At 74.2% G+C, this 23,822-nt stretch carries 21 protein-coding genes; 10 read left to right on the top strand and 11 right to left on the bottom strand.

Annotated features, from left to right (window positions below; genetic code table 11):
• The 3 genes from ACWCXC_RS29695 to ACWCXC_RS29685 form a co-directional block, all read left to right on the top strand.
• Window positions 1-489, top strand: a 489-nt coding sequence (locus ACWCXC_RS29695; RefSeq protein ID WP_450891045.1) for an NUDIX domain-containing protein, incomplete at its 5' end; no start/stop codon positions are given.
• Window positions 490-556: 67 nt separating this feature from the next.
• Window positions 557-952, top strand: a complete 396-nt coding sequence (locus tag ACWCXC_RS29690; protein ID WP_450683460.1) for a YidH family protein — start codon at window positions 557-559, stop codon at window positions 950-952.
• Window positions 949-1,260, top strand: coding sequence for a DUF202 domain-containing protein (locus tag ACWCXC_RS29685; RefSeq protein ID WP_450891044.1), 312 nt, complete (start codon window positions 949-951; stop codon window positions 1,258-1,260). The genes ACWCXC_RS29690 and ACWCXC_RS29685 overlap by 4 nt, the downstream gene beginning before the upstream one ends.
• Before the next feature lie 22 nt (window positions 1,261-1,282).
• On the opposite strand, the gene ACWCXC_RS29680 is transcribed toward ACWCXC_RS29685, so the two are convergent.
• On the bottom strand, window positions 1,283-2,572 hold the full coding sequence (locus ACWCXC_RS29680; protein WP_450891043.1) for a glucarate dehydratase family protein: 1,290 nt from the start codon (window positions 2,570-2,572) through the stop codon (window positions 1,283-1,285).
• Between the two features lie 155 nt (window positions 2,573-2,727).
• Here ACWCXC_RS29680 and ACWCXC_RS29675 point away from each other — a divergent pair, with 155 nt between their 5' ends.
• Together ACWCXC_RS29675 and ACWCXC_RS29670 are read left to right on the top strand one after the other, a co-directional pair.
• The gene (locus ACWCXC_RS29675; protein WP_450683463.1) at window positions 2,728-3,756 is read left to right on the top strand and encodes a phosphotransferase family protein; all 1,029 of its coding nucleotides are present in this window, start codon (window positions 2,728-2,730) and stop codon (window positions 3,754-3,756) included.
• A gap of 8 nt (window positions 3,757-3,764) precedes the next feature.
• On the top strand, window positions 3,765-4,979 hold the full coding sequence (locus ACWCXC_RS29670; RefSeq protein WP_450683464.1) for an acyl-CoA dehydrogenase family protein: 1,215 nt from the start codon (window positions 3,765-3,767) through the stop codon (window positions 4,977-4,979).
• Between the two features lie 161 nt (window positions 4,980-5,140).
• Here the strand turns inward: ACWCXC_RS29670 and ACWCXC_RS29665 are convergent, their stop codons facing one another.
• The gene (locus ACWCXC_RS29665; protein ID WP_450891042.1) at window positions 5,141-10,048 is read right to left on the bottom strand and encodes a HEAT repeat domain-containing protein; all 4,908 of its coding nucleotides are present in this window, start codon (window positions 10,046-10,048) and stop codon (window positions 5,141-5,143) included.
• Window positions 10,049-10,146: 98 nt separating this feature from the next.
• A complete protein-coding gene (locus ACWCXC_RS29660; protein WP_450891041.1) occupies window positions 10,147-10,311 on the bottom strand; it encodes a hypothetical protein in 165 nt (54 codons plus the stop codon).
• 74 nt (window positions 10,312-10,385) lie between these two features.
• Here ACWCXC_RS29660 and ACWCXC_RS29655 point away from each other — a divergent pair, with 74 nt between their 5' ends.
• On the top strand, window positions 10,386-11,264 hold the full coding sequence (locus tag ACWCXC_RS29655; RefSeq protein ID WP_450891040.1) for a LysR family transcriptional regulator: 879 nt from the start codon (window positions 10,386-10,388) through the stop codon (window positions 11,262-11,264).
• Between the two features lie 12 nt (window positions 11,265-11,276).
• Here the strand turns inward: ACWCXC_RS29655 and ACWCXC_RS29650 are convergent, their stop codons facing one another.
• The 3 genes from ACWCXC_RS29650 to ACWCXC_RS29640 are packed head-to-tail and all read right to left on the bottom strand — an operon-like array spanning window position 11,277 to window position 14,344.
• Complete coding sequence (locus tag ACWCXC_RS29650; protein ID WP_383650026.1) at window positions 11,277-11,870, bottom strand: TetR/AcrR family transcriptional regulator; 594 nt, start codon at window positions 11,868-11,870, stop codon at window positions 11,277-11,279.
• A gap of 54 nt (window positions 11,871-11,924) precedes the next feature.
• Window positions 11,925-13,583 carry a class I adenylate-forming enzyme family protein gene (locus tag ACWCXC_RS29645; RefSeq protein WP_450891039.1) on the bottom strand — a complete coding sequence of 553 codons (1,659 nt, stop codon included), beginning with the start codon at window positions 13,581-13,583 and terminating at the stop codon, window positions 11,925-11,927.
• Entirely contained in the window at window positions 13,580-14,344 is a 765-nt protein-coding gene (locus ACWCXC_RS29640; protein ID WP_450683469.1) for an SDR family oxidoreductase, read from the bottom strand. The genes ACWCXC_RS29645 and ACWCXC_RS29640 overlap by 4 nt, the downstream gene beginning before the upstream one ends.
• Window positions 14,345-14,522: 178 nt before the next feature.
• On the opposite strand from ACWCXC_RS29640, the gene ACWCXC_RS29635 reads away from it, so the two are divergent.
• Complete coding sequence (locus tag ACWCXC_RS29635) at window positions 14,523-15,794, top strand: exo-beta-N-acetylmuramidase NamZ family protein (protein ID WP_450891038.1); 1,272 nt, start codon at window positions 14,523-14,525, stop codon at window positions 15,792-15,794.
• Window positions 15,795-15,871: 77 nt separating this feature from the next.
• Here ACWCXC_RS29635 and ACWCXC_RS29630 read toward each other — a convergent pair whose 3' ends face one another.
• Window positions 15,872-18,718 carry a penicillin acylase family protein gene (locus ACWCXC_RS29630; protein WP_450891037.1) on the bottom strand — a complete coding sequence of 949 codons (2,847 nt, stop codon included), beginning with the start codon at window positions 18,716-18,718 and terminating at the stop codon, window positions 15,872-15,874.
• Between the two features lie 221 nt (window positions 18,719-18,939).
• On the opposite strand from ACWCXC_RS29630, the gene ACWCXC_RS29625 reads away from it, so the two are divergent.
• Window positions 18,940-19,551 (top strand): hypothetical protein, encoded by a 612-nt coding sequence (locus tag ACWCXC_RS29625; protein WP_450683472.1) that lies wholly within the window; start codon window positions 18,940-18,942, stop codon window positions 19,549-19,551.
• Window positions 19,552-19,569: 18 nt separating this feature from the next.
• Here ACWCXC_RS29625 and soxR read toward each other — a convergent pair whose 3' ends face one another.
• Window positions 19,570-20,055, bottom strand: coding sequence for a redox-sensitive transcriptional activator SoxR (gene soxR, locus ACWCXC_RS29620; RefSeq protein WP_450683473.1), 486 nt, complete (start codon window positions 20,053-20,055; stop codon window positions 19,570-19,572).
• Between the two features lie 129 nt (window positions 20,056-20,184).
• Here soxR and ACWCXC_RS29615 point away from each other — a divergent pair, with 129 nt between their 5' ends.
• The gene (locus ACWCXC_RS29615) at window positions 20,185-20,646 is read left to right on the top strand and encodes a MaoC family dehydratase (RefSeq protein WP_450683474.1); all 462 of its coding nucleotides are present in this window, start codon (window positions 20,185-20,187) and stop codon (window positions 20,644-20,646) included.
• A gap of 69 nt (window positions 20,647-20,715) precedes the next feature.
• On the opposite strand, the gene ACWCXC_RS29610 is transcribed toward ACWCXC_RS29615, so the two are convergent.
• The 3 genes from ACWCXC_RS29610 to ACWCXC_RS29600 all read right to left on the bottom strand — a co-directional run bounded on the left by ACWCXC_RS29610 (window position 20,716) and on the right by ACWCXC_RS29600 (window position 22,957).
• Window positions 20,716-21,336 (bottom strand): TetR/AcrR family transcriptional regulator, encoded by a 621-nt coding sequence (locus ACWCXC_RS29610; RefSeq protein WP_450683475.1) that lies wholly within the window; start codon window positions 21,334-21,336, stop codon window positions 20,716-20,718.
• Between the two features lie 102 nt (window positions 21,337-21,438).
• Entirely contained in the window at window positions 21,439-21,729 is a 291-nt protein-coding gene (locus ACWCXC_RS29605) for a YiaA/YiaB family inner membrane protein (RefSeq protein ID WP_383650001.1), read from the bottom strand.
• Window positions 21,730-21,805: 76 nt separating this feature from the next.
• Entirely contained in the window at window positions 21,806-22,957 is a 1,152-nt protein-coding gene (locus tag ACWCXC_RS29600) for an acyl-CoA dehydrogenase family protein (RefSeq protein WP_385104347.1), read from the bottom strand.
• 64 nt (window positions 22,958-23,021) lie between these two features.
• Here ACWCXC_RS29600 and ACWCXC_RS29595 point away from each other — a divergent pair, with 64 nt between their 5' ends.
• Window positions 23,022-23,660 carry a TetR/AcrR family transcriptional regulator gene (locus tag ACWCXC_RS29595; protein WP_450683476.1) on the top strand — a complete coding sequence of 213 codons (639 nt, stop codon included), beginning with the start codon at window positions 23,022-23,024 and terminating at the stop codon, window positions 23,658-23,660.
• Window positions 23,661-23,822 lie beyond the last annotated feature (162 nt).

Below are 23,822 nucleotides of genomic sequence, written 5' to 3'. Positions count from 1 at the left end.
GGGGGGGGGCGCCGCGGCCTTTTCTCACTCCGCGGGGGGGGGGCGGCCCCCGGGGGGGCCCCCCCCCACCGCTGTGTCTTCATCGAGGCCCGGGACGCCGACGGCCGGATCTTCGTGCACCGCAGAACGGCGACGAAGGCCGTGTTCCCCTCGCACTACGACATGTTCGTGGGCGGGGTCGTGGGGGCCGGCGAGCCCTACGACGAGGCGGCGCTGCGCGAGGCGGAGGAGGAGCTGGGCGTGTCCGGACTGCCCCGTCCCGAGCCGCTGTTCACGTTTCTCTACCGGGGCGGCGGCCACGTCTGGTGGTCGTCCGTCTACCAGGTGCGGTGCGCCCTGCCCGTCCGGCCGCAGGTGGAAGAGGTCGCCTGGCACACCTTCCTCACCGACGCGGAGCTGGAGGCGCGGGCCGCCGGCGGGGAGTGGACGTGGGTGCCCGACGGGCTGGAGGCGTACCGGCGGCTGCGCGCCTTCCGGGAGACTCCGTGACCGGGCCGGCCCGACCGGCGTCGATCCGGCCCGGAGTGTGCGACAAAGCGCCCGATAAGGTCCGTACGTGAACGAATTTGTGCAAGGTCTGCGACTGTGGTTCGCGCCGCAGCGCATCCGCGACGAGGGCGAGACCCCCGACTACCGCTTCTCGCTCGCCAATGAGCGGACGTTCCTCGCCTGGATCCGGACCGCGCTCGCGCTGATCGGCGGCGGTTTCGCGGTCGACCAGTTCCTGCCGGAGCTGGCCTGGGCGATCCGGGCGGGGCTGGCACTCGCGATGCTGGCGTCCGGGGTGCTGTGCGCGCTGCGCGCGGTCAACCACTGGGTGCGGTGCGAGCGGGCGATGCGGCGCGGGGAGGATCTGCCGGTCTCCCGGTTCCCGACGCTGCTGGGCATCGCGGTGGCGGTGGTCGCGGTGGCGATGGTGGTGGTGGTCCTCTTCGGCTGGGAGGGGCGGTGAGCACGGCGGAGCGCGATCCGGGGCTCCAGCCGGAGCGGACCCGGCTGGCCTGGCGGCGTACGACGCTGTCCTGCACGGTCGCCTCGGTGCTGGCCGGCAAGCAGGCGCTCCAGGGCGGGGGCGGGCCGGCCACGGTGATCGCGCTGTCGATGAGCGCGCTGGCGTGGCTGGGCTTTCTGCGGGTGGCCCACCGGCGGGTGCAGAGCATGGGGCGCCCGCACCCGCCGGCGCTGGGGGCGCGGGCCGCGCTGTCGGCCGCCGCGTGCACGGTCGCCCTGGCGGTGTTCGCCGTGGCGATGCTCTTCTGACGACGCGGTCGCGCGGGCACCGTCACCAGCGCGGGACGGCGGGCGTCTCCCAGTCCGGTACGCCCTTGCGCATCGCGGCGGCGTCGTCGCGCTCGCGCATCGTGCCGTCGTCGTCGAGCCAGCGGCGGTGCAGCGCGGCCAGGCGCTCCCGGTCGAGTTCCACGCCGAGGCCGGGGGCGTCGGAGACGGTGAGCCGGCCGTCGGTGAAGACATGGCGGGTGGTGAGGACGTCCTCGGTCTGCCAGGGGTAGTGGCTGTCGCAGGCGTAGTCGAGGTTCGGCACGGTGGCCGCGACCTGGGTCATGGCGGCCAGGCTGATGCCCAGGTGGGTGTTGGAGTGCATGGACAGTCCGACGCCGAAGGTGCGGCAGATCGCGGCCAGTTCGCGGGTGCGGTGGAGGCCGCCCCAGTAGTGGTGGTCGGAGAGGACGACCTGGACGGCGTCCCGGGCGAGGGCCTCGGGGAGTTCGGCGAGCGTGGTCACGCACATGTTGGTGGCGAGCGGGACATCGGTGCCGGCGGCGACCTCGGCCATGGCCGCCGTGCCGCTCGCCGGGTCCTCCAGATACTCCAGGACGTCCTTCAGCCGGTCGGCGACGTACAGCGAGGTCTCCACCGACCAGGCGCCGTTGGGGTCCAGGCGCAGCGGCTGTCCGGGGAAGGCGTCGGCGAGCGCGCGGACGGCGGCGATCTCCTCGTCGGGCGGGAAGACACCGCCCTTGAGCTTGAAGGAGGAGAAGCCGTGGTCGCGGGCGAAGCGGCGGGCCTGGGCGACGACCCCGGCGGGGTCGAGGGCGGCGCCCCAGTCGTCCCGTTCGCCGCCCTCCGGGTGCTCGGCCCAGCGGTAGAAGAGGTACGCGCTGTACTCGACGCTGTCGCGCACCTTGCCGCCGAGCAGCGCGTGCACCGGCAGGCCGAGGGTCTTGCCCAGCGCGTCCAGGCAGGCGACCTCGAACCCGGAGAGGACCGAGAGCCGCAGCTTGTCCGCGGTGCGCACCCCGCGCAGTCCGCCCGCGTCGACGCCCTCCTCGGTGGCGCGTGAATCACCGCACACCGCCTCGGCCAGGGCGAACAGCCCGTTCACATCGCTGACCGGGCGTCCCACCAGGGCCCTGGCCAGCGGTTCGGCCAGTTCGAGGTACGTGCCGTCGCCGTAGGTCTCCCCGACTCCCGTCACCCCGCCCCGGGTGACGATCTCCACGACGAGCCGCGGGGTGTACGGCTGGTGGACCCCCTGGGTGTTCAGCAGCGGGGGGTCGGCGATCAGGATCGGGGTCAGCCGGACGTCGTCGATCAGCCATGCGGTATTCATACGTGAACCATATTCAGGGATACGACTGAATACCAGAGCCCGACCGGGATGCGGACCGCACGCGGGGCGTTCGGTCCCCGGTGCGTACTGGACGACATACCGACTGGTCGGCATCATGAACTCCGACGTTCCACTCACGCCCGGAGGTACGCACGATGAGCCCAGTCCACCCGCCAGGTCTCGACCTCGACCGGTTGCGCGGACATCTCGACCGCGAGCTGCCCGGCCTGGTGAACGGACCGCTCGACGCCCGCGTCATCGAGGGGGGCCGCTCCAATCTGACGTACGTCGTCACGGACCCGGCGGGTTCCGGCCGCTGGGTCGTACGCCGCCCGCCGCTGGGCCATGTGCTGGCCACCGCCCACGACATGAAGCGCGAACACCGGGTGATCAGCGCCCTGCACCCGACGGCGGTCCCGGTGCCCGCCCCGGTGCTGCTCTGCGAGGACGACGGCGTGCTCGGGGCGCCCTTCTACGTCATGGAGTACGTGGAGGGCACCCCGTACCGCACCGCCGAGCAGCTCGCCCCGCTCGGCCCCGAGCGCACCCGCACCGCGGTCCTGGGCCTCGTCGACACCCTGGTCGATCTGCACGCCGTGGACCCCGGGGCGGTCGGTCTGGGCGACTTCGGGCGGCCCGAGGGCTTCCTCGACCGGCAGCTGCGCCGCTGGGGCAAGCAGCTGGACGCCTCCCGCAACCGCGAACTGCCGCACATCGACGAGCTGCACGCCGCGCTCGGCAAGCGGCTGCCCGCCTCCCCCGCCCCCACGGTCGTCCACGGCGACTACCGCCTGGACAACGTGCTGATCGGCGCGGACGACACGATCCGGGCGGTGCTCGACTGGGAGATGTCGACCCTCGGCGACCCGCTCACCGACCTCGGCCTGCTGGTGATGTACAGCTCCGACCTCGGTCTGGCCGAGTCGCCCGTGTCCACCACCAGCGGAGCGGCCGGCCACCCCGCGCCGGCCGAGCTGATCGAGCGCTACGCCGCCCGCTCCGGCCGGGACACCTCCGGCATCTCCTGGTACACGGCGTTCGCCTGGTTCAAGCTCGCCGTGATCCTGGAGGGCATCCACTACCGCTACACCCTCGGCCAGACGGTCGGCGGCGGTTTCGACCGCATCGGCGACCTCGTCCCCGTCTTCATCGAGCACGGCCTCACCACCCTCCAGGAAGGCTGACCCACCCCATGGACTTCGCATTCGACGCCCGTACCGAGGAGCTGCGCGGCCGGCTGCTCGCCTTCATGGACGAGCACGTCTACCCGGCCGAGCGCACCGCTGACGAGCAGCGCGCCGCTCTCTCCTCCCCGTGGGACACCCCGCAGGTGGTGGAGGACCTCAAGGCGGAGGCCCGTCGGCAGGGCCTGTGGAACCTCTTCCTGCCCGGCACCGAGCACGGCGCGGGTCTGACCAACCTCCAGTACGCCCCGCTGGCGGAGATCCTGGGCCGCTCGCCCCGGCTGGCGCCGACCGTGACGAACTGCGGGGCCCCGGACACCGGGAACATGGAGGTGCTGGCCGAGTTCGGCACGGACGAGCAGAAGAAGCGGTGGCTGGAGCCGCTGCTGAACGGGGAGATCCGCTCCGCGTTCGCGATGACGGAGCCGGAGGTCGCCTCCTCGGACGCGACCAACATCGAGACCCGGATCACCCGCGACGGCGACGACTACGTCATCAACGGCCGCAAGTGGTACATCTCCGGTGCGATGAACCCCGACTGCGCGATCTTCATCGTCATGGGCAAGACCGACCCGGACGGCGCGGACATCCGCCGTCAGCAGTCGCAGATCCTCGTCCCCCGCGACACCCCGGGCCTGACGGTGAAGCGGGCCATGCAGGTGTACGGCTACGAGGACCACTGGCACGGCGGCCACGCGGAGGTCGTCTTCGACGACGTGCGGGTGCCGGCGGCGAACCTGATCGGCGAGGAGGGCGGCGGCTTCGCCATCGCCCAGGCCCGGCTCGGTCCGGGCCGCATCCACCACTGCATGCGGCTCATCGGCATGGCCGAACGCGCCATCGAGCTGATGTGCCGGCGGGCCGTGGACCGTACGGCCTTCGGCAAGCCGCTCGCCCAGCAGGGCGTGGTGCAGAACTGGATCGCGGACGCCCGGGTGACGGTCGAGCAGCTGCGGCTGCTGGTCCTGAAGACCGCCTGGCTGATGGACACCGTCGGCAACCGGGGCGCCCACACCGAGATCCAGGCCATCAAGATCGCCACCCCGCGCGCGGTCGTCGCCATCCTCGACCAGGCCGTGCAGCTGCACGGTGCGGGCGGCGTCAGCCAGGACTTCCCCCTGGCCGAACTGTGGGCCTCGGCCCGCACCCTGCGCCTGGCCGACGGCCCGGACGAGGTGCACCAGCGGTCGCTGGCCCGGCGGGAGATCAAGCGGTATCTGTAGGCGGGGCGTCGACCGGCGGGCCGGTGAGCCAGGCCGGTCCGTGCGGCCGGCGGGTCTGGCAGGGCCTGCGGCCGGTGGGTCCGGCCGGTCCATGCGGCCAATGAGCCAGGCCGCGCCGTGCGGCCGGCGGGCGCCCGGGTGCGCCGGCCGCACGGTGTCGGTCACCCCGTCCCGATGCGGGCCAGGACGTCCGTGTAGCGGGAGCGGCGGTCCGGGCGGGCGTGGGCGGCGGCGTGGCGGAGGGCCGGGACGGCCCGGGCGCCGAGTCCGGTCAGGGAGTCGGCCGCGGTCTCGCGGACGCCGGGGTGGGGATGGCCGAGGAGTGCGGTCACGGCGGGGATCGCCGGTTCCCAGCCGGCCCGGCAGAGCGTGCGGACGGCCATGCGGACCACGTCGGGCCGGGGGTCGTCCAGCAGGAGCCCGGTGTGGCGCAGATACGCGTCCCGGCCGAGCATCGTGCGCGAGGTCCGGTGCGCCCGCAGCCGGACCCGGGGCCGGGGGTGGGTCAGCAGGCCGTCCAGGAGGGCGGCGAGACGCGGGTCCGGATCGGGCCCGGGACCGGTGTGGGCTCCGGCCAGATCGGTGAGCGCCCGGCAGATCTGGTCCGGGGTTCCGGTCTCGGCGAGATCCAGCAGCTCGTGGCGCGTCGGACGGTGTCCACGCGGCACGGGGGCGGTGGCGGTCCGGTCGGTGGCGTGGGCGGCCGGTACGCCCTCTCCGCGCGGCACGGGACCGGTGACCGTCCCGCCGGCCCCGTGGGCGGCCTGTTCGCGGTATCCGCCCGGCGCGGGGGCGGGCCGGGCGAGGGCGTGAGGGTGGGGGTGGGCGTCCGCCTCCGCAGCGTCCGGCCGTTCGGTGTCCGGGCCCCGCAGGAGCCCCGTCACCAGCCGCAGCCGGTCGGCGCGTTCGCCGTGGCCCTCGGCCCGCAGCCGGTCGCGGACGCGGAGCAGGGCCGGGGTACGCAGAAGCGGCCGGCCGTCGAGCAGGTCGAGGAAGCCCCAGGCCCCGGCGTCGAGCCGGGCCCGCAGGGCTTCGGCCAGGGCGTCGGCGGGGTGGGCGCGCAGGGCGTCGCCGAGGGCCCGCGCCTCGGCGGGCGGCGCGTCCCGCCACCACTCCAGGAGCAGCGGGAGCAGCCGTTCCCGCTGCTGGGGTGCGAGGCAGGCCGCGAGGGCGGCGACCCGGTCGCGCCGGATTCCCGCGCCCCTCAGCTCCGCCTCGTCCAGACCGGCGAGCGCGTCCGCGAGTCCGGCATCAGCGGGCAGGTCCACCGCGCCGCGCAGGTGCGCCCGGAGCACCGCCCGCCGCGCCTGCGGCTCGGGCCACCGCACCAGCGCGTCGGCGGCGGCCCGCCGGCGGTCGGGCTCCCCCGAGGCCAGCAGCGCGAGCAGCCTTTGCCGCTGGGCCGCCGAACGCGGCTGGTCCAGATCGCCGTCCCGTGCCCGCCGCACGTCCGGCCGGCGCGCGCGGGCCCGTTCGGCCAGCGTCCAGTCCGGGGCGTCGAGCGGCTGGAGCCGGAGCATCCCGTCGATGAGCGCGGCCCGTTCGCCGGGGGCGGCGTCCCGATGGGCGGCGATCAGTGCGGCGAGGCGCCGACGTGAAGAGGGCTCCTCGGCGGTGGTGCCGGGGGCCCGGTCGGAAGGCCGGGCGGGCCCGGGGTGCGGTGGGAGCGGAGGTACGTCCCCAGGCCCGGCCGCCGTGACGCCGAACGCCTCCGCCAGCACCGCGGCCTCGGCCCGCCAGGGGTCGGCGCCCAGCCCGGCCTCCGTGAGCGCCCGGTCCAGGTCGTCCCGGACCAGGACCGCGCCGAGGCGGCGCAGCAGGTTCAGTGTGGACCGGCCGGGCAGCGCGGGGACGGGGGCGAGCGCGCGGACGGCGGCGACGGCGGACGGCCGCTCGGTGGCGGGCAGCAGCGGGGCGGTCGCTTCGAGGACGCCGATCAGCGCGTGCCGGTCGGCGTCACGGGCGTCGGCGAGGGCGTCGAGCAGCAGGGGCACGGCCCGGACGAGCGCCGCCCGTCCGGCGGACCGGCCGCCGTCCCACGGACCGGCCGGTTCCCCGCTCCCCTCCCCCGTGTCGAACGGAAATCCGTCCGTGCACAGGGCCAGGACGAGGCGCAGGACCGGGTCCGGGCCGGGTCCGGACGGTGCCGCCGCGCGCTCGGAGGGCGTGGCCCGCGGCGTCCGGTGTGTGCTCGGGGCGCGCGTGCCGGCAGGGCGTCGCGGGCCGGGCGGGACACGGCCCTCCTGAGGGTGCCGTTCGGCGAGGAGGGCGAGCCAGTCCACGAGCGTGGGCCGCAGGCGCGCGGCCCGGGCCGGGGTGAGCGGACCGGCGCGTTCGGCGAGGCGGAGCGCGGCGACGGGGTCCCAGCCGGCGGTCAGCAGGGCGTCGATGGCCGCGTCCACGGCGTCGGGCGGCTCGGGGGCGGGCGGGAGGGGGATCGCGTGACGGGTCAGGGCCGGAGCCAGGTCGTCCGGCGTGCCGTCGAGGAGCGTGACCGTGCGCGAGGCGACCAGGGTGAGGAGGGGGAGGGCCACCGGGGAGTGCTGGGCGTCGAGGGCGAGGACCGCGCGGGCGGTGAGGACGCCGTCCAGGCCCTCCAGGACGCGCAGCCGGAGGGCCGTGTCGGTGCTGTGCTCGGCGGCGGCGAGCAGGGTGGCCGCGTAGGCGCCGCGGAGGACGGCGCGCAGGGCGGCGACGAGCGCGGCACGCAGTCCGGGGTTGGTGTCGCGGCCCAGCCGGTCGAGCAGCGCCGGCAGGGCGGCCGGAGCGGCCGTGCGGTCCGGGGCGTCCTCGTGGACGCGGCCCAGCACCTCCGCTGCGGTCTTCCTGATGTTCATGTTCGGGTGGCCGAGACAGGCGGCGACGGCGGCGGAGGCCCAGTGGGCGCGGGCGTGGCCCAGTGCGAGCAGGGCCTGCCGGACGGTCTGGACGTCGGGGGCCCGGGTCAGCGCGACGAGGGTCGCGGAGAGCGCCTGCGCGTCCCGGCCCGTGGCGTCCTGGCCGAGCAGGGCGACGACGTGCTTGCGGACGTGCCGGTCGCGGTGGCGCAGCAGGGGGTGGACCCGGGCGCGGGTGCCCGGCCAGGGGGCCCTGAGCAGCAGTTCGAGGAGGACCACCCGCGCGTCGTCGGAGAGTCCGGGCCGGTCCAGCAGGTCCAGCGCGGTGCTCGCGACGAGGGCGTGACCCGCCTGTACGGCGTCGGGGGCGTCGAGCAGGCAGACGGGCCGGATCGCGCCGCGCGCGTACAGCCGGCGGCCCAGCCCGGCGAGCGCGTCGAGGACGTCCTGCGGTACGGCGGGCTCCCCGGCCGGCCGGCCGTGCTCGGCGGCGCGCGGCGGTGCGTCCGGGCTCCACCCGGTGGCCGTCTCCTCGACGATCCGCAGCAGCAGTCCGGCGAGCGCGGGCAGGGTCCCCGCGTCGCCGTGGGCGGCCAGCCGGCGCAGCGCCGTCTGCGGTTCCTCCGCCGCCAGATGCGCGGTGAGCAGGGCCGTCTCCCGAGGGTCCGGTGCGCCGAGTCCGGCCGCGACGCGCGGCGGCAGCGCGTGCGGGTCGAGCCGGTCCAGCAGGGCGCGCCGCCGCTCCGGATCCTCGTCGAGCGCCCGCAGCAGGTCGACCGCGCGGGGGACGAAGGGCCGCAGATGCGGGGCCGTCTCGCCGGTCGCGGTGCCCAGCGCTTCGTGCAGGGCGCGTACGGTCCGGTCGCCGCCGATCGCCTCCAGGGCGTCCAGCGCGGCGGCGGGTGCCCGGGGCAGCACGGCGAGGACCGCCCGTTCGGCGTCCGGGGGCCGCAGGGCGCGGATCGCTTCCAGGAACGGCACCGGGTCGGGGGCCCCGGGCAGCAGCCCGACCACGGCCTTGCCGGCCGGCAGATCGGCGGACCCCTGACCGGCCAGCGCCACGAGGAGCGCGAGGCGGCGCGGCCACCCCGGGTCCCCGGCCGGGGCGTCCATGAGCACCCGCAGCGCCTCGTGGCGGACGGTGTGCAGCACCGTCGCCACCGCGTGCGGCGGGATCGTGTGATCGGCCAGCGCGAGCCCGACGACGGCGGGAACCGCCGCGCCGTCCGGGAAGTGCCCGCGCCGGTGCAGTCCCCGCAGACAGGTCACCGCGGGCCCGCCGAGCAGCAGCGGGTCATCGGCGGCGAGGTCCAGCAGCTCCGCGATGTCGCCCCGCCCCGCGACCTCCCCCAGCGCCTCCCCCGCCCGCCGGCGCAGCACCGGTGGACCGTCCGGGTCCGCGAGCACCCGGAACAGCAGGTCCCGGTGTCCGTGGCGCGCGGCGGCCCGCAGGGCGGCCCCGGCGACGGCGGGGTCGGTGTGTTCGCGGGGCGGGTGTGCGGTGCCCGGGGCCTCCCGCGCCCCGGGCAACAGGAACGGTTCGAGGACACCGGCCCGCAGCGGGGCCGTCGCGGCCCACGGCTCCGCCAGGGTGTCGAGCGCGCCCGCGACGACGGACGTGCCCTCCGCCGTGCCCAGGACCGGTTCCGGCGCGCCGAGGGCACCCGCGAGGGCCGGGCCGCCGCTGTTCGCCAGGAGCGCGAGCAGCGCCCGCCGTGCCTGGGACGGGGCGAGCAGCCCGGCGTACAGCCCCTGCCGGACCAGGCGGAGCGTCTCGGTACGAAGGACGGGGTCGCCGCTCTCCGCGAGGGCGTGGACGAGGCGGGCGGGGTGGTGGGCGGTGGTCGGGTCGATGCCGTGGACGGCCTGGTAGAGGGGCTCGCCCGGGGGTTCGTCCGCGAGGGTCGCGGGGTCGTGGAGCAGATCGGCGCGGAGCCACGCGATCCGCACACGGGCGGGGAGCGGGCCCGCCGTGCGCCAGGCGGGGCGGGGGCGGTCGCCCCGGTGGTGGCCGAGGCGGAGGTAGAGCCCGGCCAGGAGCAGATCCGCCTCCGGTATGCCCGTCGGCCCGTCCGGGAGAAGCGCGGCGAGGCGGTCGGCCTCGGCGTCGTCGGCCGGGGGGTGGGCGCGGAGGTGTGCGTCGAGCCGGATCAGAAAGCGGTGCCACGGTCCGGGGTCGCCGCCGACGGGTCGGTCCGGGGCGAGCGGGGGTTCGTCGGCCGGCGTGCGCATCGTCGGATGCTAGCCGGGCGGCGTCCGGGCCGACCAGCGCGTTTCGGACGCCGGTCCCGGCCCCGTACGGCCCGGTCCCTCAGCGGCCCCTGGGAGACTCAGTACCCGCCGGATCCCGCGTGGTCGGCCAGGGCCAGGTCGTGGGCGAAGGTGCGGACGCGCAGGAGGCACCGGGCGAGGAGCCGGACCGGTCTCGGGCGGTGGGGACTGTAGGCGACGGCCCAGAGGGCCGGCACGCGCGTCGTCGTGCGGAGATATGCCATGGATCCAGCGTCACCCCGTCCGCGCATTCGGTCCAACAGATGGAATCGCTGGCTGCGATCGCTACCGTAGATGGATGGAGATTCGCCAGCTCCGCCATTTCATGGCGGTGGTCACGCACGGCGGTTTCACGGCGGCCGCGCGTGCGGAACTGATCGTGCAGTCGGCGCTCAGCACCTCCGTACGCAATCTGGAACGGGAGCTGGGCGCCGAGCTGTTCGAGCGCACCGGGCGCCGGGTGGTGCTGACCGAGGCGGGCCGGGCGCTGCTTCCCTCGGCCCGGACGGTGCTGGCCGGGACGGAGGCGGCGCGGGACGCGGTCGCGGCGGTGTCGGGGCTGGCCACCGGGCGGGTGCGGATCGGCACGATCCAGACGCTGACCTGCGTGGACCTGGCCGCCGAACTCGCCGCGTACCACCGGCAGTGGCCCGGGGTGCAGATCTCGCTGCGCGAGGCGACGACACCGGAGCTGGTGGCGGGGGTGCGGGCCGGTGAGCTGGATCTCGCCTTCCTGGCCCCGGACAACGCCGGGCTGCCGGACGGGATCGAGGCGTTCGCGACCTGGCGGGAGGACCTGGTCCTGATCACGGCCCCGGGCCACCGGCTGGCCCACGCGGGCCGGACCCTGATCAGGGATCTGGCGGACGAGCCGTTCGTGGACTTCCGCGCGGGGACGGGTCTGGAGACGGCCGTGCGGCGGCTGGCCGCCCACTGCGGACTGGAGCGCCGGATCACCTGCGACGTCACCCAGATCCGGCTGCTGGTGGACCTGGTGCGGGCGGGCATCGGGGTGGCGATCGTGCCGCGCCGGATCGGTGAGGACGCGGGTCTGCCGTGCGTGCGCATCCGCCAGCCGGAACCGGGCCGCACGGTCCTCCTGGTGGGCCGCTCGCCCCGGCCCCGCAACCCGGCGGCCGAGGCCCTGCTGACCCGGCTGACCGGCACGGACCGCTGAAGGGCTGCCCGACTAGGGGCGCAGAGCGCGCAGCAGCAGGTCCGCGAGGTGGTCGGCGACCTGCTGCTGGGTGAGCGGGCCGTCCGGGCGGTACCAGGTGGAGAGGTGGTGGACCGAGCCGAAGTGGTAGTCCACGATCAGGTCGGCCGGGGTGGCCGTGGAGAACACCCCGCTGCGCTGCCCCTCCTCCACCAGCGCCCGGAACCGCTCGTGGTAGCGCCGCCGCTCCACCCGGACCTGCTTGTTCTTCTCCGGGCTCAGATGGTGCATGGAGCGGAAGAAGATCGAGGCGTCGTCGAGGTTCTCGATGGTGGTGACGACCACGTCGGCCGCGGCGTCGCGCAGCCGCTGCTCGACGGGCGCGTCGGCCTCGGCGAAGGCGTCGAGCCGCTCCTGCTGGAGGCGCAGCACGCGTGCGTACACCTCCTGGAGCAGGTCCTCCTTGGAGCCGAAGTAGTGGTACAGCGCCCCCTTGGTGACGCCGGCCGCCTCGACGATCTCCTGGACCGAGGTGCGGTCGTACCCCTGCTCGGCGAAGAGCCGGGTGGCGGCGGCCAGCAGCCGCTGGGGGACGGGGGTGCCGCCCCCGTCCGTCGCCTTGGCCATAGCCGCCACCTTCCTTCGTGCTTCCTTCGTGCGTCGCGCGTGTGCGCGTGCGTGCTAACGGGGTGAACGCAGTTCCCGCCTGAGGATCTTCCCACTCGCGGTCTTGGGAAGTTCCTCCAGGATCTCGACTTCGCGCGGGTACTTGTACGCGGCGAGCCGTTCCTTGCAGTACGCGCCGAGTTCGTCCGGGGCCGCGGTGGCGCCGGGCCGCAGGCTGACGTAGGCGCGGACGGTCTCGCCCCGGTACGGGTCGGGGACGCCGACGACGGCGGCCTCGCGCACGGCCGGGTGCGTGTAGAGGACGTCCTCCACCTCGCGCGGCCAGACCTTGAACCCGGAGGCGTTGATCATGTCCTTCTTGCGGTCCACGACGTAGAGCCAGCCCTCGCGGTCCATGAAGCCGATGTCGCCGGTGCGCAGCTCCCCTTCGGGGAAGGCGGCGGCGGTGGCCTCGGGCAGGCGCCAGTAGCCGGAGACGACCTGCGGGCCGCGCACCGCGATCTCGCCCTGTTCGCCGAAGGGCACGTCCGCGCCGTTCTCGTCGATGATCCGCACCACGGTGTCCGGGCCGGGCACCCCGACCGAGAGCGTGCCGGAGACCGGGTCGACGGGGGCCTCGCGCTCGGGCGGCACGGAGGCGCAGGGGGCGGTGCACTCGGTGAGTCCGTAGCCATTGCGGATGTACGGGCCGAAGCCCTCGCGGAACTTCTCCACGAGCGCGGGCGGCAGCGGCGCGCCGCCGGAGGAGATCACCCGGAACGAGGAGAAGTGCTCCGGGGTGACGCCGGGGGTCGCGGCCAGGGCCATGAAGGCGGTGGAGGGGCCGACGGTGTACGCGGGGCGGTGCTCGGCGAAGGCGTCGAGGACGACGCCGGGGTGGAAGCGGTAGGCGAGGACCAGGGTGCCCGCGTTGGTGAGGCAGGCGGCGAGCTGGCAGACCATGCCGGTGATGTGGAAGAGCGGGGCGAGGGCGAAGTAGGCGGCGCCCTCGGGGACCGGGTGGCCGGTGCGCTGGCGCTCGGCGTTGACCATGATGTTGCCGTGGGAGTTCATGGCGCCCTTGGGGGTGCCGCTGGTTCCCGAGGTGTAGCTGATCAGCGCCACGTCCAAGGCGGAGGGTTCACGGCCGTCCGGGGCGGCGAGTCCCTGCCGGGCGACGGTCACCAGATCGTCGGCGTCGTCGGGGGCGGGGAGCCTCGGGAAGCCGAGGACGCGCTCGTCGTTCGTGGTCTGGAGGTCGAGTTCGCAGGCGGTGACCGTGATCCGGACGGACGGGGCGGCCGCGGCGGTCTCCCGCAGATACGCCTCCCAGGAGCGGTCGGAGCAGATCAGCGCGGTGACCCCGGCGTCGTCCAGGACGTGGCCGACCTCGGCGGACTTGTACATGGGGTTGAGCGGGACGACGGTCGCCCCCGCCTTCCAGGCGCCGAGGAGGGCGAGGACGAACTGCGGGGAGTTCTGGAGCATGATCGCGACCCGGTCGCCGCGCTCCAGGCCCCGGGCGGCGAGGTGCCCGGCGACGGAGTCGGACAGCTCGTCCGTCTCGCGGTAGGTCAGGCGTCCGTCGAAATAGGCGAGCGCCGGGTGGTCCGGGGTGCGGCCCACGGAATCGCGGAAGGCGTGCACCAGGGTCGCGGCGGGGTGGACGGGGGCCCGCTGGGCCTCGCTGAGCAGCGGGAGCCAGGGCTTCGCCGCGTAGATCGACTCGCTCATGCGCCGGTCTCCTCCCAGGTGCGCTGGAGGCGGTTCATCCCGCCGAGCCAGCGGTCGGTCTCGGTGGCTCGGGTCCCGTAGTAGCCGGCGACCTCGGGGTGGGGCAGGACGAGGAAGCGGTCCTCGGCCATGGCGTCGAAGAGGGCGTCGGCGACGTCCTCGGGCTCGATGGCGCCGGGGGCGAGGACGAGCTTCCCGGCCGATCCGGCCCCGGTGAGCATGTCCGTGCGCACGCCCTGCGGGCAGATCGCGTGGACCTTGACGCCCCGGTGGCGGTAGGTGAGGGAGAGCCATTCGGCGAAGGCCACCGCACCGTGCTTGGTGACGCTGTAGGGCGCCGCGCCGATCATGGTGAGCAGTCCGGCGGCGGACGCGGTGGAGACGAAACGGCCGCTGCCGCGCTCCAGCCAGTCCGGGAGCAGGGCGCGGGCCGCGCGGACGTGCGCCATCACGTTGACGTCCCAGGCGGCGGCCCACACCTCCTCGGCGGCGAAGGCGTCGCCGGGCGAGGCGAGTCCGGCGTTGGCACAGTAGACGTCCACGGTGCCGTCCAGGGCGTCCCGGGCGGCGCCGACGATCTCCGAGGCGTCCCCGGCGACCGCGACGCCGCCGATCTCCTCGGCGAGCGGCGCGATCCGGGCCTCGTCGAGGTCGTTGACCACGACCCGTGCGCCCTCGGCGGCGAATCTGCGGGCCAGGGCGGCGCCGATGCCGCCTCCGGCCCCCGTGACCACGACGCCCGCGCCCTGCACCTGACTCATCGGTCCCGCCTCTCTCAGCCGACTGCACCGGCAGACTAACCGGTCGGTATGTCGTCGGGGAAGGGTCCGGAGCACCCGGGGCGAGATCGCGGACGTCCCGTCCGGCGCGTTCCCCCCGGCCGTCCCGCGCGCTAGCGTGCGTGACCATGACAGAGATCGCGATCATGGAGGTAGCCGCATGACCCTGTCCCGACGTGGATTGCTGGCCGCCGGCGGTGCGGTGGGAGCGCTCGCGGCGACGGCCGCATCGGCGGGCCCCGCGGCCGCCGGCCCCCCGAACGGCAAGGGCAAGGGGCACGGCCGGGTCAGGACCGGGTTCGACCGGCTGGCGGCGGACGGCTACGCGATGCTGAAGGGGCAGCGGGTCGGGGTCGTCACCAACCCGACCGGGATCACCTCGGACGTACGCCACATCGTCGATGTGATGCACCCCGACGACCGGGTGGACCTGACGGCCGTCTTCGGTCCGGAGCACGGCTTCCGGGGCACCGCCCAGGCGGGCGGCTCCGAGGGGCGCTACGACGACCCGGCGACCGGGCTCCCGGTCTACGACACGTACCTCAAGAGCGGGCAGGCGCTGGCCGACGTCTTCACGGCCTCGGGCGTGGACACGATCGTCTTCGACATCCAGGACGCGGGCGCCCGCTTCTACACGTACATCTGGACGCTCTACGACTGCATGGAGGCGGCGGCCCTCGCGGGGAAGCGGTTCGTCGTGCTGGACCGGCCGAACCCGGTCTCCGGGCGGGCGGCGCTCGGGCCCGTGCTCGACCCGGCGTTCGGCACCTTCGTGGGCCGCCGGGAGATCTCGCAGGCGCACGGCATGACCGTCACCGAACTCGCGCTCCTGTTCAACGGCGAGTTCCTGAAGGACCGTCCGGCCGAGCTGGACATCGTGACGATGTCGGGCTGGTCGCGCGGGGACTTCTTCGACGCGACGGGCCTGCCCTGGGTGCCGCCGAGCCCCAACATGCCGACGCCCGACACCGCGCTCGTCTACTCGGGCACGTGCCTGTTCGAGGGGACGAACCTCTCCGAGGGGCGCGGCACCACCCGGCCCTTCGAGCTGCTGGGCGCGGAGGGCATCGATCACGCCTGGGCGGACGCGGCGAACGCGCTGGAGCTGCCCGGGGTGGCCTTCCGCGAGGCGTACTTCGCGCCGACGTTCTCCAAGTTCCAGGGCAGGACCGTCGGCGGGGTGCAGCTGCACGTGCTGGACCGCGAGGTCTTCGACCCGGTGCGCACCGGCATCGCGCTGCTGGTGACGGCGAAGCGGTCGTGGAGCGGGTTCGCCTGGCGGTCGGACAACTGGATCGACAAGCTGACGGGCAACACCCGGGTCCGCACGATGATCGACGCGGGTGCGGACACGGACGAGGTCGTGGGCGCGTGGGCGTCGGACCTGGCGGCGTTCCGGGCGGTGCGGAAGCGGTACCTCCAGTACCGGTGAGACGAGGAGGGCGGGCCCGCCGCGCGCGGGCCCGCCCTCATGGCGTCACGAGCGGGCGCGGGCCCGCCCTCCCGGCGTCACGGGCGGTGCGCCGGGAACTCCACGACCTGCTGGTACGTCGGCCGGTTCTGCCAGTGGATCGCCTTCTGGGAGATGCCGCCGAGCGCGCGGTGGACGATCGAGTCGGTGCACCACTGCTCCCCGGCCTTGCAGTTCGCGTCGGCCGGGTAGACCTCGGCCGCCGGGACGGCCGCCGCCGCCCGGAGCGAGTCCAGCAGCGCGGTGCGGCAGGCGCTCAGGTCGCCGCCTCCGCAGTACGGCCTGGCCAGCGGGCCCCTGACCGACTGCCCGAGCACCTGGCGCAGGTCCTTGTCGGCGAAGCCCCACCACCCGTACTGGAACGCGGAGCCGCTGTGCGCCCCGCTCGGCCCGTGGCTGGCGGCCGGGGACTCGTCGGTGGCGAGGTTCGCGGTGAGCGCCCCGTACAGGTCGTCACCGAGACCGGGACGGAACTCCGCCTCGATCAGCCTCGGCCACCAGGCGTCCATGATCCGCACGGCGTCGGCGTGGGTGTACGTGTGCGAGCCGGGGCTGCTCTCCTTGCGCTGGGCGCCCGAGGCCCGCCAGGAGTCCAGCTGCTGGACCACCGCGTTCAGCGCCGGGTCGGCGACCGGCTGGGAGCGGATCACCTTCAGCAGCTCGGGCAGCAGCTGCTCCCCGCGCAGATCGGTGAGCGCCGCGTCCGCCATGGCCCGGGTCAGCGAGGCACGGGTCACCCCGCCCTCCTCGACCAGCTTCGCGACCCGGTCGTCGAGCAGGTCGCCCCGGTGCACCGCGCTGAGACCGAAACCGGCGGCGGCGTATCCCTCGGCCTGCTTGTTGTTCCAGGAGATGTAGTAGTCCTGCCCGCTGGAGTGCGGGTGCGCGGCGAAGGCGGTGTACGCGGCGGTGTTGGCGGCCGGGTCGTAGCCCTGCCATTCGTACGCCTTCTCGGCGCGGACCGGCAGTGCGGGGTCGACGCCGGAGGCGCGCACCGGGTTCATGCCGCTGTTGTAGTAGGCGGCGGTGCGGGAGTCGGCGTAGAACCAGTTGAACGCGTAGTCGATGTTGCTCGCCGCCCGCTGGAAGGAGGCGGCGTCGGTGACGTACGACGGATCGTTGAGCATCTGGAAGCCGATGATCGAGTCGGCCTCGTGCCGGTAGGTGGAGCGCAGCGAGGTGTATGCGACGGGCTTGCCTGCCACCGTGGCGCGGTGGGTGACGACGCCGTAGTTCGTGCGCCACACCTGCATCCGGTAGGAGCCCTTGGCGGTGGAGTCGGCGACGGTGGGCTTCCAGGAGTTGGTCTTCTCCATCTTCTCCATCGCGGTGCAGGCGCCCCGGTAGAGGTAGTGCGCGGAGTCCCTGCCGGGCGCCGAGCCGTCGGGTTCGCACAGCTCGACGGCGTAGGTGTCGGTGATGTCCTGGCCGGCCGAGGTGGCGCTCCAGGCGTAGTCCTGGCCGCGTCCCATCTGGATGTACATGCCGACACCGGCGAAGGAGACGCCGCGCGCGCTGATGCCGGGGCCCTGGATCTCCTGGAGCATCATCAGCTGAGGGGCGAAGTAGCCGGTCTGCGGGCCGAACACGGCGATCGGATTCCCGCTCGCGGTGTGCGCGCCGGAGACCAGCAGGGCGTTGGACATGCCGCGCTTCTGGGCGCCGGAGCCGGAGCCGGGCAGCGAGCCCTCCGGGATGACGCCGTCGTCGTAGACGCCCTGGACCTTCCTGAGCGCGGCCGGGGCCTTGACGGGGGCCTTCACCCCCGTGCCGGCCGAGCCGGTCCGGTCGTATATCAGGGGCTCGGCGGTGACGGACCCGGCGTCCGGGAGCGCGGTGCCGACGGCCTTGTCGGGCTTGCCCGCGTACGGGAAGGCGGTGCCGTCGTGGACGGTGAGCACGGCCTCCGGGTCGTTGCGCTGGCGGAAGGACTCCCAGACCTTCGTGCCCTCGGCGACGCCGTACTTCTGCTGCGCGGACAGCAGCGACAGCGCGGCCTGTACCTCTCCCCCGCCCCCGCCGCCGAACTGGCCGCCGACGACCGAGGCGATGGATATCAGGTCGGTCAGCTTGAAGGGCTGGATCTCGCCGATGTTGGTGATGGCGTCGATCTTGCCGGTGAGGACGTACTCACCGGGGAAGTAGCGGCCGTCCTTGGACTTCTTGCGGTAGGCGTTGATGCCGTCCACATAGGCCTGGGCGTCCGCCATGGCCTGCTCGCCCCGGGCGCCCTCATGGGTCCTGATGTACTCGACCTGCGCCTCCAGGTCCGCCTCGGTGTACGGGGCCTGCGGCCAGAACTGCTGCTCCAGGCCCTGGTTGGCCAGCGCCCCGCCGGCGAACGAGGTCAGCTCGCCGCGCCCGATGTGGCGGAAGAGGTCCATCAGCCAGAGCCGGTCCTGCCCGGCGGCGTATCCGGCGCCGAACTCGGTGCCGTAGCGGGTGGTCCCCTTGATGTGCGGGACGCCGGTGGCCTTGTCCCGGGTGATGGTGACGTCGTCGCGGGGCGAGGTCACGGACTCGACCCGGTCCTGCGGGACGCCGAAGGAGGCGTCGTTGAAGAAGTCGGTGAGCTTCTGGTCGGTCAGGGCGGTGTGCCCGTCGACCAGGGCGTTGTACCGGTCGAGCTGGTCGTCGCTGTGGGCCGGGTGGGTCCCGACCGTCTTGTTGCCGAGGATCTCGACGAGGGTGGCGTTGCCGTTCTCGCCGGGCGGCAGGATGTCGTCGCACTGCCCCTGGCAGTAGTCGACGGGTGCGGGGTCCGCCTCGGCGGCGCCCGCACCGGGTGCGGAGGCCAGCAGGGACGAGCCGAGGGCGAGGACGGCCGCGACGGTGACGGCCCGGGTCCTGCCGGTGTGTAGGGACATGCGGAGGCGTGGGGGCATGCGTGCTCCTCGGAGAGGCGGGTGCGCCGGAGGTTACCGACGGTATGACCGGTCGGTAAGGTGAACATCGGTCACCTTTTCCGAATCACCACATCCGGCCGGATGACGACCCGTCATCTCATTCGGCGGACGGGATCGGGAGCCGATCCGGGCTCCCGTTCGTCCATTCAGTGACGCCGAAGAACGGGCGACGGATCACGAGCGACGGAGGTGGCGACGCCATGGCCGGTTTCCGGAGTCTGGCGAGACAGGTCCGCGACCCGCGGAGCGACCTGGCACTGCGGCGGTATTCGCTGCGCAAATGCCTGGAGCGCTTCGCCCCCTACGGTCACCGGGCGACCTGGGACCATCTGTGCCGGAGGCACGGAATCGGCCCCGAGGACCGGGCCCCCGACCCGGCGCGCCTGGTGCGCGCCCTGGAGGAGCTGGAGACCGCGCGGGCCGTCTGGCTGAGCTACGAGGCGGGGTTCGCCGCGCGGCGAAGGCGCGAGAAGCACGACGGCCTGCGCCGGCCCGCCGCGTTCGACGACTGGCACCTGCGCACCTGGGGCGGGAACGGGGTCGCCCGCTGCGACGATCCGGCCGTCCACCCGACGGCGCCGCTCGCGGAGGTGCTGGTCCGGCTGATCTCGGCCCTGGAGGCGGGTCCGGGCAGCGGCTGCCCGGTGTGCGCGGGGCACCGCGTCGTGTGGCGCCGGGACCTGGACGGCGAGCCGTGGTCCGGCCCGGTCTGCGCGGACTGCGGGATCGTCGTCCCGCAGCCGGTGCTCACGCCGGAGGCCCTGGCCAGGGCCCGCCGGATTCCGGCGGACCGGCTGGCCCGGGTCGGCTGAGCACCGCCCGGCCCGCGCTCACCCCTCCCGGGCCGGGCGCGCCGCCCTCCCGCGCTCCGGCATCAGCCGTGAACCGCTCATGCGCTCACCGGAGATGTCGTCCGGGTTGGAGAGCACACAGGTCTCCAGCGAGAGGCAGCCGCAGCCGATGCAGTCGGTGAGGTGGTCCCGCAGCCTGCCCAGCTGCCGGATGCGCTCGTCCAGCTCCGAGCGCCAGGCCGCCGAGAGACGGGCCCAGTCCTCGCGGGTGGGCGTGCGCTCCTCCGGCAGTTCGGCCAGCGCCTCGCGGATGGTGGCCAGCGGGATGCCGACGCGCTGGGCGGCGCGGACGAAGGCGACCCGACGCAGCGCGTCCCTGGCGTAGCGCCGCTGGTTGCCGCTGGTCCGGCGGCTGCTGATCAGGCCCTTGGCCTCGTAGAAGTGCAGGGCCGACACGGCCGCCCCGCTGCGCGCGGAGAGCTGACCGACCGTGAGTTCATGGAGCGTCTGTGGGATCTGGGGCACCCATCGAACCCTACGTGGCCCGGTCGGGGCCCATCGGCCGTTGACAGGAACCGGCCCGCCCACGATGCTGAGCAAGCGCTTAGACAGCGCCGCGAACGGACGGCGGAACGGAAGGCAGGGACCAGGGACATGGCGGAGCCGAGGATCTTCACATCCGCGCAGGAGCTGCGGGACGGCGTGGGCGAGCAGCTGGGGTACAGCGACTGGCTGGAGATCGAGCAGAAGCGCATCGACCTCTTCGCCGAGGCGACCGGGGACCACCAGTGGATCCACGTGGACCCGGAGCGCGCCGCGGACGGCCCGTTCGGCACCACGATCGCGCACGGCTACCTCACGCTCTCGCTGCTCCCGGCGCTCGTACCGCAGGTGATGCGCGTCGAGGGCATGAAGATGGGCATCAACTACGGGACCAACAAGGTCCGCTTCCCCTCCACGGTCCCGGTGGGCTCGCGGCTGCGGGCGACCGCCGTCCTGAAGAGCGTCGAGGAGGCGGGCGGCGGCGTCCAGGTCACCGCCGTCGTCACGGTCGAGCGCGAGGGCGGCGAGAAGCCGGCCTGCGTCGCCGAGTCGGTGTCGCGCTACTACTTCTGAGCGGGCGGTACGCGCACGGCGAGGGCGCCGGTTCCCCGTGGGGAGCCGGCGCCCTCGTGGGCCGTGCGGTCAGTCCCGGGCCGCGACCATGCGCAGCACCAGCCCGGCGTACAGCTCGCCCACCTCGTCGGGGGTGCGGCTGCCGCGGGTGTTGAACCAGCGGGCCACGTCGATGCAGAGCGAGAGCACGGCGAGCGTGGTGCCCGGCACGTCCGCGACGTCGAACTCCCCGGCGGCCACGCCCTCGTCGATGATCCGCCGGACCACCGCGTCGCTGCGGCGGCGCAGTTCGACGATCTCCGCGCGGTGCTCCTCGGCCAGCGCGTCGAGTTCGTACTGGACGACGCGCGCGGTGGTGTGGCGCTCGGCGTGCCAGCGGCAGAAGGAGCGCACCGCCTCGGCGAGCCGCTCGGCGGCCGTGCCGCCGCCCGACGCGGCGGTCTCCAGGAGGGTGAGCGCCCGGTCGTGGCCGATCCGGCTGATCCGGTGGAGCAGCTCTTCCTTGGTCTTGTAGTGGATGTAGAGCGCGGCCGGGCTCATGCCGGCCCGGCCCGCGATGTCACGGGTGGTGGTGGCGTGGTACCCGCGCTCGGCGAAGGCGTCGACGGCCGCGACGAGAAGCCGCCGGGCGGCCTCCGGCGTCACTTCCTCCCACGGCGTCTCGCCGCCGGTCTCCTCGGCCGTGCTCATCGCCCTCGCCCCTCTCCGTCAGCAGGACGAACACCATACCCCGATCCTGAGCAAGCGCTTAGAGCCGGCCGGGAGGGGTTCGGTGGGTGAGACGCCCCCGGCTCAGAGCTTCTGGAACGGGTCGTGCTCGGCGAGGATCTTGTCCAGCCGGGCCTGGTCGACCCGGCTGACCAGCTGGCCGGCCTCCTGACGGTCCCGGATCACCTTGGCCAGGGTGAAGGCGGAGGTGACCAGGTAGAGCACGCCGATGGCGAGGAAGCCGCGCACCCAGGCGTCCGCGTCCAGGGAGTAGATGCCGACGGCGACGGCGCCGATCGCGACCCCGAAGGACGCGACGGCCTGGCCGTAGAAGGCCGCGGTGTTCTGCTGCTTGACCGATGTCGTGTCACTCATGCGGCCCAGCATCCGCCGCTGTGGCGGACCCCACATCCGTACGGGTACTCAGGCGGTACTCAGCGCCCGGGGCGGATCAGAAGGCGGAGACACCGGTCAGGGCGCGGCCGATGATGAGCTTCTGGATCTGGCTGGTGCCCTCGTACAGGGTCATCACCCGGGCGTCGCGCAGCAGCTTGCCGACCGGGTACTCGTCGATGTAGCCGTAGCCGCCGAAGACCTGGAGGGCGTTGTTGGCGGCGCGGACGGCGGCCTCGGAGGCGAAGAGCTTGGCCCGGGAGGCGGCGGTGGCGAAGTCCTGGCCCCGGTCGATCAGGTCGGCCACCCGCCAGGTCAGCAGGCGGGCCGCCTCGACGTCCACGGAGATGTCGCTGATGAGCTCCTGGACGAGCTGGTGGCCGGCGATCGGGGTGCCGAACTGCTCGCGCTCCCCGGCGTAGCGCACGGCGGCGTCCAGGGCGGCCTGGGCGATGCCCACGCATCCGGCGGCGACCGACATCCGCCCCTTGGCCAGGGCGGACATGGCGAGGGAGAAGCCCTTGCCCTCGGGGCCCATCAGGGCGGATGCGGGGACGCGGACGTCCTCCAGCACCAGTTCGGCGGTCGCCTGGCCGCGCAGGCCCAGCTTGCCGTGGATGGTGCGGCGGGTGAGGCCGGGGGTGTCGGCGGGAACCAGGAAGGCGGAGACGCCCCGGTGGCCGGGGGTGTCGTTGGTGCGGGCGAAGAGGAGCACCACATCGGCCCAGGTGCCGTTGGTGATGAACATCTTGGTGCCGTTGATGACGTAGTCGCCGCCGTCGCGCACGGCCCGGGTGGCGAGGTTGCCCGCGTCGGAGCCGGTGCCCGGTTCGGTGAGGCCGAAGCAGCCGACCGCGTCCCCGGAGGTCAGCCTCGGCAGCCACTGCCGCTTCTGCTCCTCGTCGCCCCAGGCCGCGATCGTCTTGGCCACGAGCCCCAGGGAGACCGAGACGATGCCCCGCACGGAGGAGTCGCCGCGGCCCAGCTCCTCGGTCACCAGGCAGTACGCGAGATGGTCGCCGCCCGAGCCGCCGTACTCCTCGGGGACGGTCAGCCCCAGGAAGCCGAGGGCGCCCAGCTTCTTCACGATCGACTTGTCGACGTTCTCGCTCCGGTCCCACGCGACGACGTGCGGGGTCACCTCCCGCGCGACGAAGTCCTCGGCGAGCTGCCGGACGGCCGCCTGCTCCTCGCTGAGCTCCAGGTCCACCGCTCGGCCCTCCAGGTTAATTAGCACTGCTAGTTTTCTTGGCGCAGGGCCTACTATGTGCCGCATGGCCCGCCCGCGCAAGCCCCTCCTCAGCAGAGACCGCATCGTGGATGCGGCGAGCGCCCTCGTGGACGCCGAGGGGCTCGACGCCGTCTCCACGCGCCGGCTGGCGGCCGAACTCGGGGTCAGCGGGCCCTCGCTCTACAACCACTTCCGCAACAAGGACGAGATCCTGGACGCGGTGGCCGACGCCGTCTCCGCCCAGGTCGACCTGTCGATGTTCGACCCCTCCGACGGGCGCGACTGGCGCGCCGCGCTGCACGACTGGGCCGTCTCCTACCGTGCGGCGCTGGCCGCGCATCCGCACATCGTGCCGGTGCTCGCCCAGGGGCCCGGACGCCGTCCGGCCGGGCTGCGGGTCGCCGACGCGGTGTTCGGGGCGATGGTCCGGGCGGGCTGGCCGCCGGCCCAGGCGACGTACATCGGCGCCCTGATGCGCTACTTCGTCACCGGCTCGGCCCTCGGCTCCTTCGCCCGGGGCTTCGTGGACGACGCGACGGCGTACGACCCCGCCGACTATCCGCACCTGGGCCAGGCCCATCTGCTCGCGGAACACGACCGGAAGGTCGACGAGGGCGCCTTCGAGACGGGGCTGCGGGCCCTGATCGACGGGCTCGCGCTCCAGTACGCGCCGCGCCCCTGACCGTACGGCCCGGGGTGGCGGCCGGCCGGTCGCGTCCGCAGACTGGTGCGACGCGGACGCGTCCGGCGCCGCCGTTGGGAGGACCCGTCATGGCGAGGAGCACCGAACGGCGCGACGGCCGCGCGAAGGACGACGAAGCCCTCGCCGACGCGGCCCGGCACG

The sequence above is a fragment of the Streptomyces sp. NPDC001515 genome (assembly GCF_053597115.1).
The sequence above is the reverse complement of the archived record's forward strand: the minus strand, read 5'-3'. Positions and strand labels throughout refer to the sequence as shown.

What these genes read in the sequence shown, in the direction of transcription:
- ACWCXC_RS29680 (WP_450891043.1), bottom strand. Translation starts at nt 2,572, where the DNA reads ATGAATACCGCATGGCTGATCGACGACGTCCGGCTGACCCCGATCCTG.
- ACWCXC_RS29675 (WP_450683463.1), top strand. Translation starts at nt 2,728, where the DNA reads ATGAGCCCAGTCCACCCGCCAGGTCTCGACCTCGACCGGTTGCGCGGA.
- ACWCXC_RS29670 (WP_450683464.1), top strand. Translation starts at nt 3,765, where the DNA reads ATGGACTTCGCATTCGACGCCCGTACCGAGGAGCTGCGCGGCCGGCTG.
- ACWCXC_RS29665 (WP_450891042.1), bottom strand. Translation starts at nt 10,048, where the DNA reads ATGCGCACGCCGGCCGACGAACCCCCGCTCGCCCCGGACCGACCCGTC.
- ACWCXC_RS29660 (WP_450891041.1), bottom strand. Translation starts at nt 10,311, where the DNA reads ATGGCATATCTCCGCACGACGACGCGCGTGCCGGCCCTCTGGGCCGTC.
- ACWCXC_RS29655 (WP_450891040.1), top strand. Translation starts at nt 10,386, where the DNA reads ATGGAGATTCGCCAGCTCCGCCATTTCATGGCGGTGGTCACGCACGGC.
- ACWCXC_RS29650 (WP_383650026.1), bottom strand. Translation starts at nt 11,870, where the DNA reads ATGGCCAAGGCGACGGACGGGGGCGGCACCCCCGTCCCCCAGCGGCTG.
- ACWCXC_RS29645 (WP_450891039.1), bottom strand. Translation starts at nt 13,583, where the DNA reads ATGAGCGAGTCGATCTACGCGGCGAAGCCCTGGCTCCCGCTGCTCAGC.
- ACWCXC_RS29640 (WP_450683469.1), bottom strand. Translation starts at nt 14,344, where the DNA reads ATGAGTCAGGTGCAGGGCGCGGGCGTCGTGGTCACGGGGGCCGGAGGC.
- ACWCXC_RS29635 (WP_450891038.1), top strand. Translation starts at nt 14,523, where the DNA reads ATGACCCTGTCCCGACGTGGATTGCTGGCCGCCGGCGGTGCGGTGGGA.
- ACWCXC_RS29630 (WP_450891037.1), bottom strand. Translation starts at nt 18,718, where the DNA reads ATGCCCCCACGCCTCCGCATGTCCCTACACACCGGCAGGACCCGGGCC.
- ACWCXC_RS29625 (WP_450683472.1), top strand. Translation starts at nt 18,940, where the DNA reads ATGGCCGGTTTCCGGAGTCTGGCGAGACAGGTCCGCGACCCGCGGAGC.
- ACWCXC_RS29615 (WP_450683474.1), top strand. Translation starts at nt 20,185, where the DNA reads ATGGCGGAGCCGAGGATCTTCACATCCGCGCAGGAGCTGCGGGACGGC.
- ACWCXC_RS29610 (WP_450683475.1), bottom strand. Translation starts at nt 21,336, where the DNA reads ATGAGCACGGCCGAGGAGACCGGCGGCGAGACGCCGTGGGAGGAAGTG.
- ACWCXC_RS29605 (WP_383650001.1), bottom strand. Translation starts at nt 21,729, where the DNA reads ATGAGTGACACGACATCGGTCAAGCAGCAGAACACCGCGGCCTTCTAC.
- ACWCXC_RS29595 (WP_450683476.1), top strand. Translation starts at nt 23,022, where the DNA reads ATGGCCCGCCCGCGCAAGCCCCTCCTCAGCAGAGACCGCATCGTGGAT.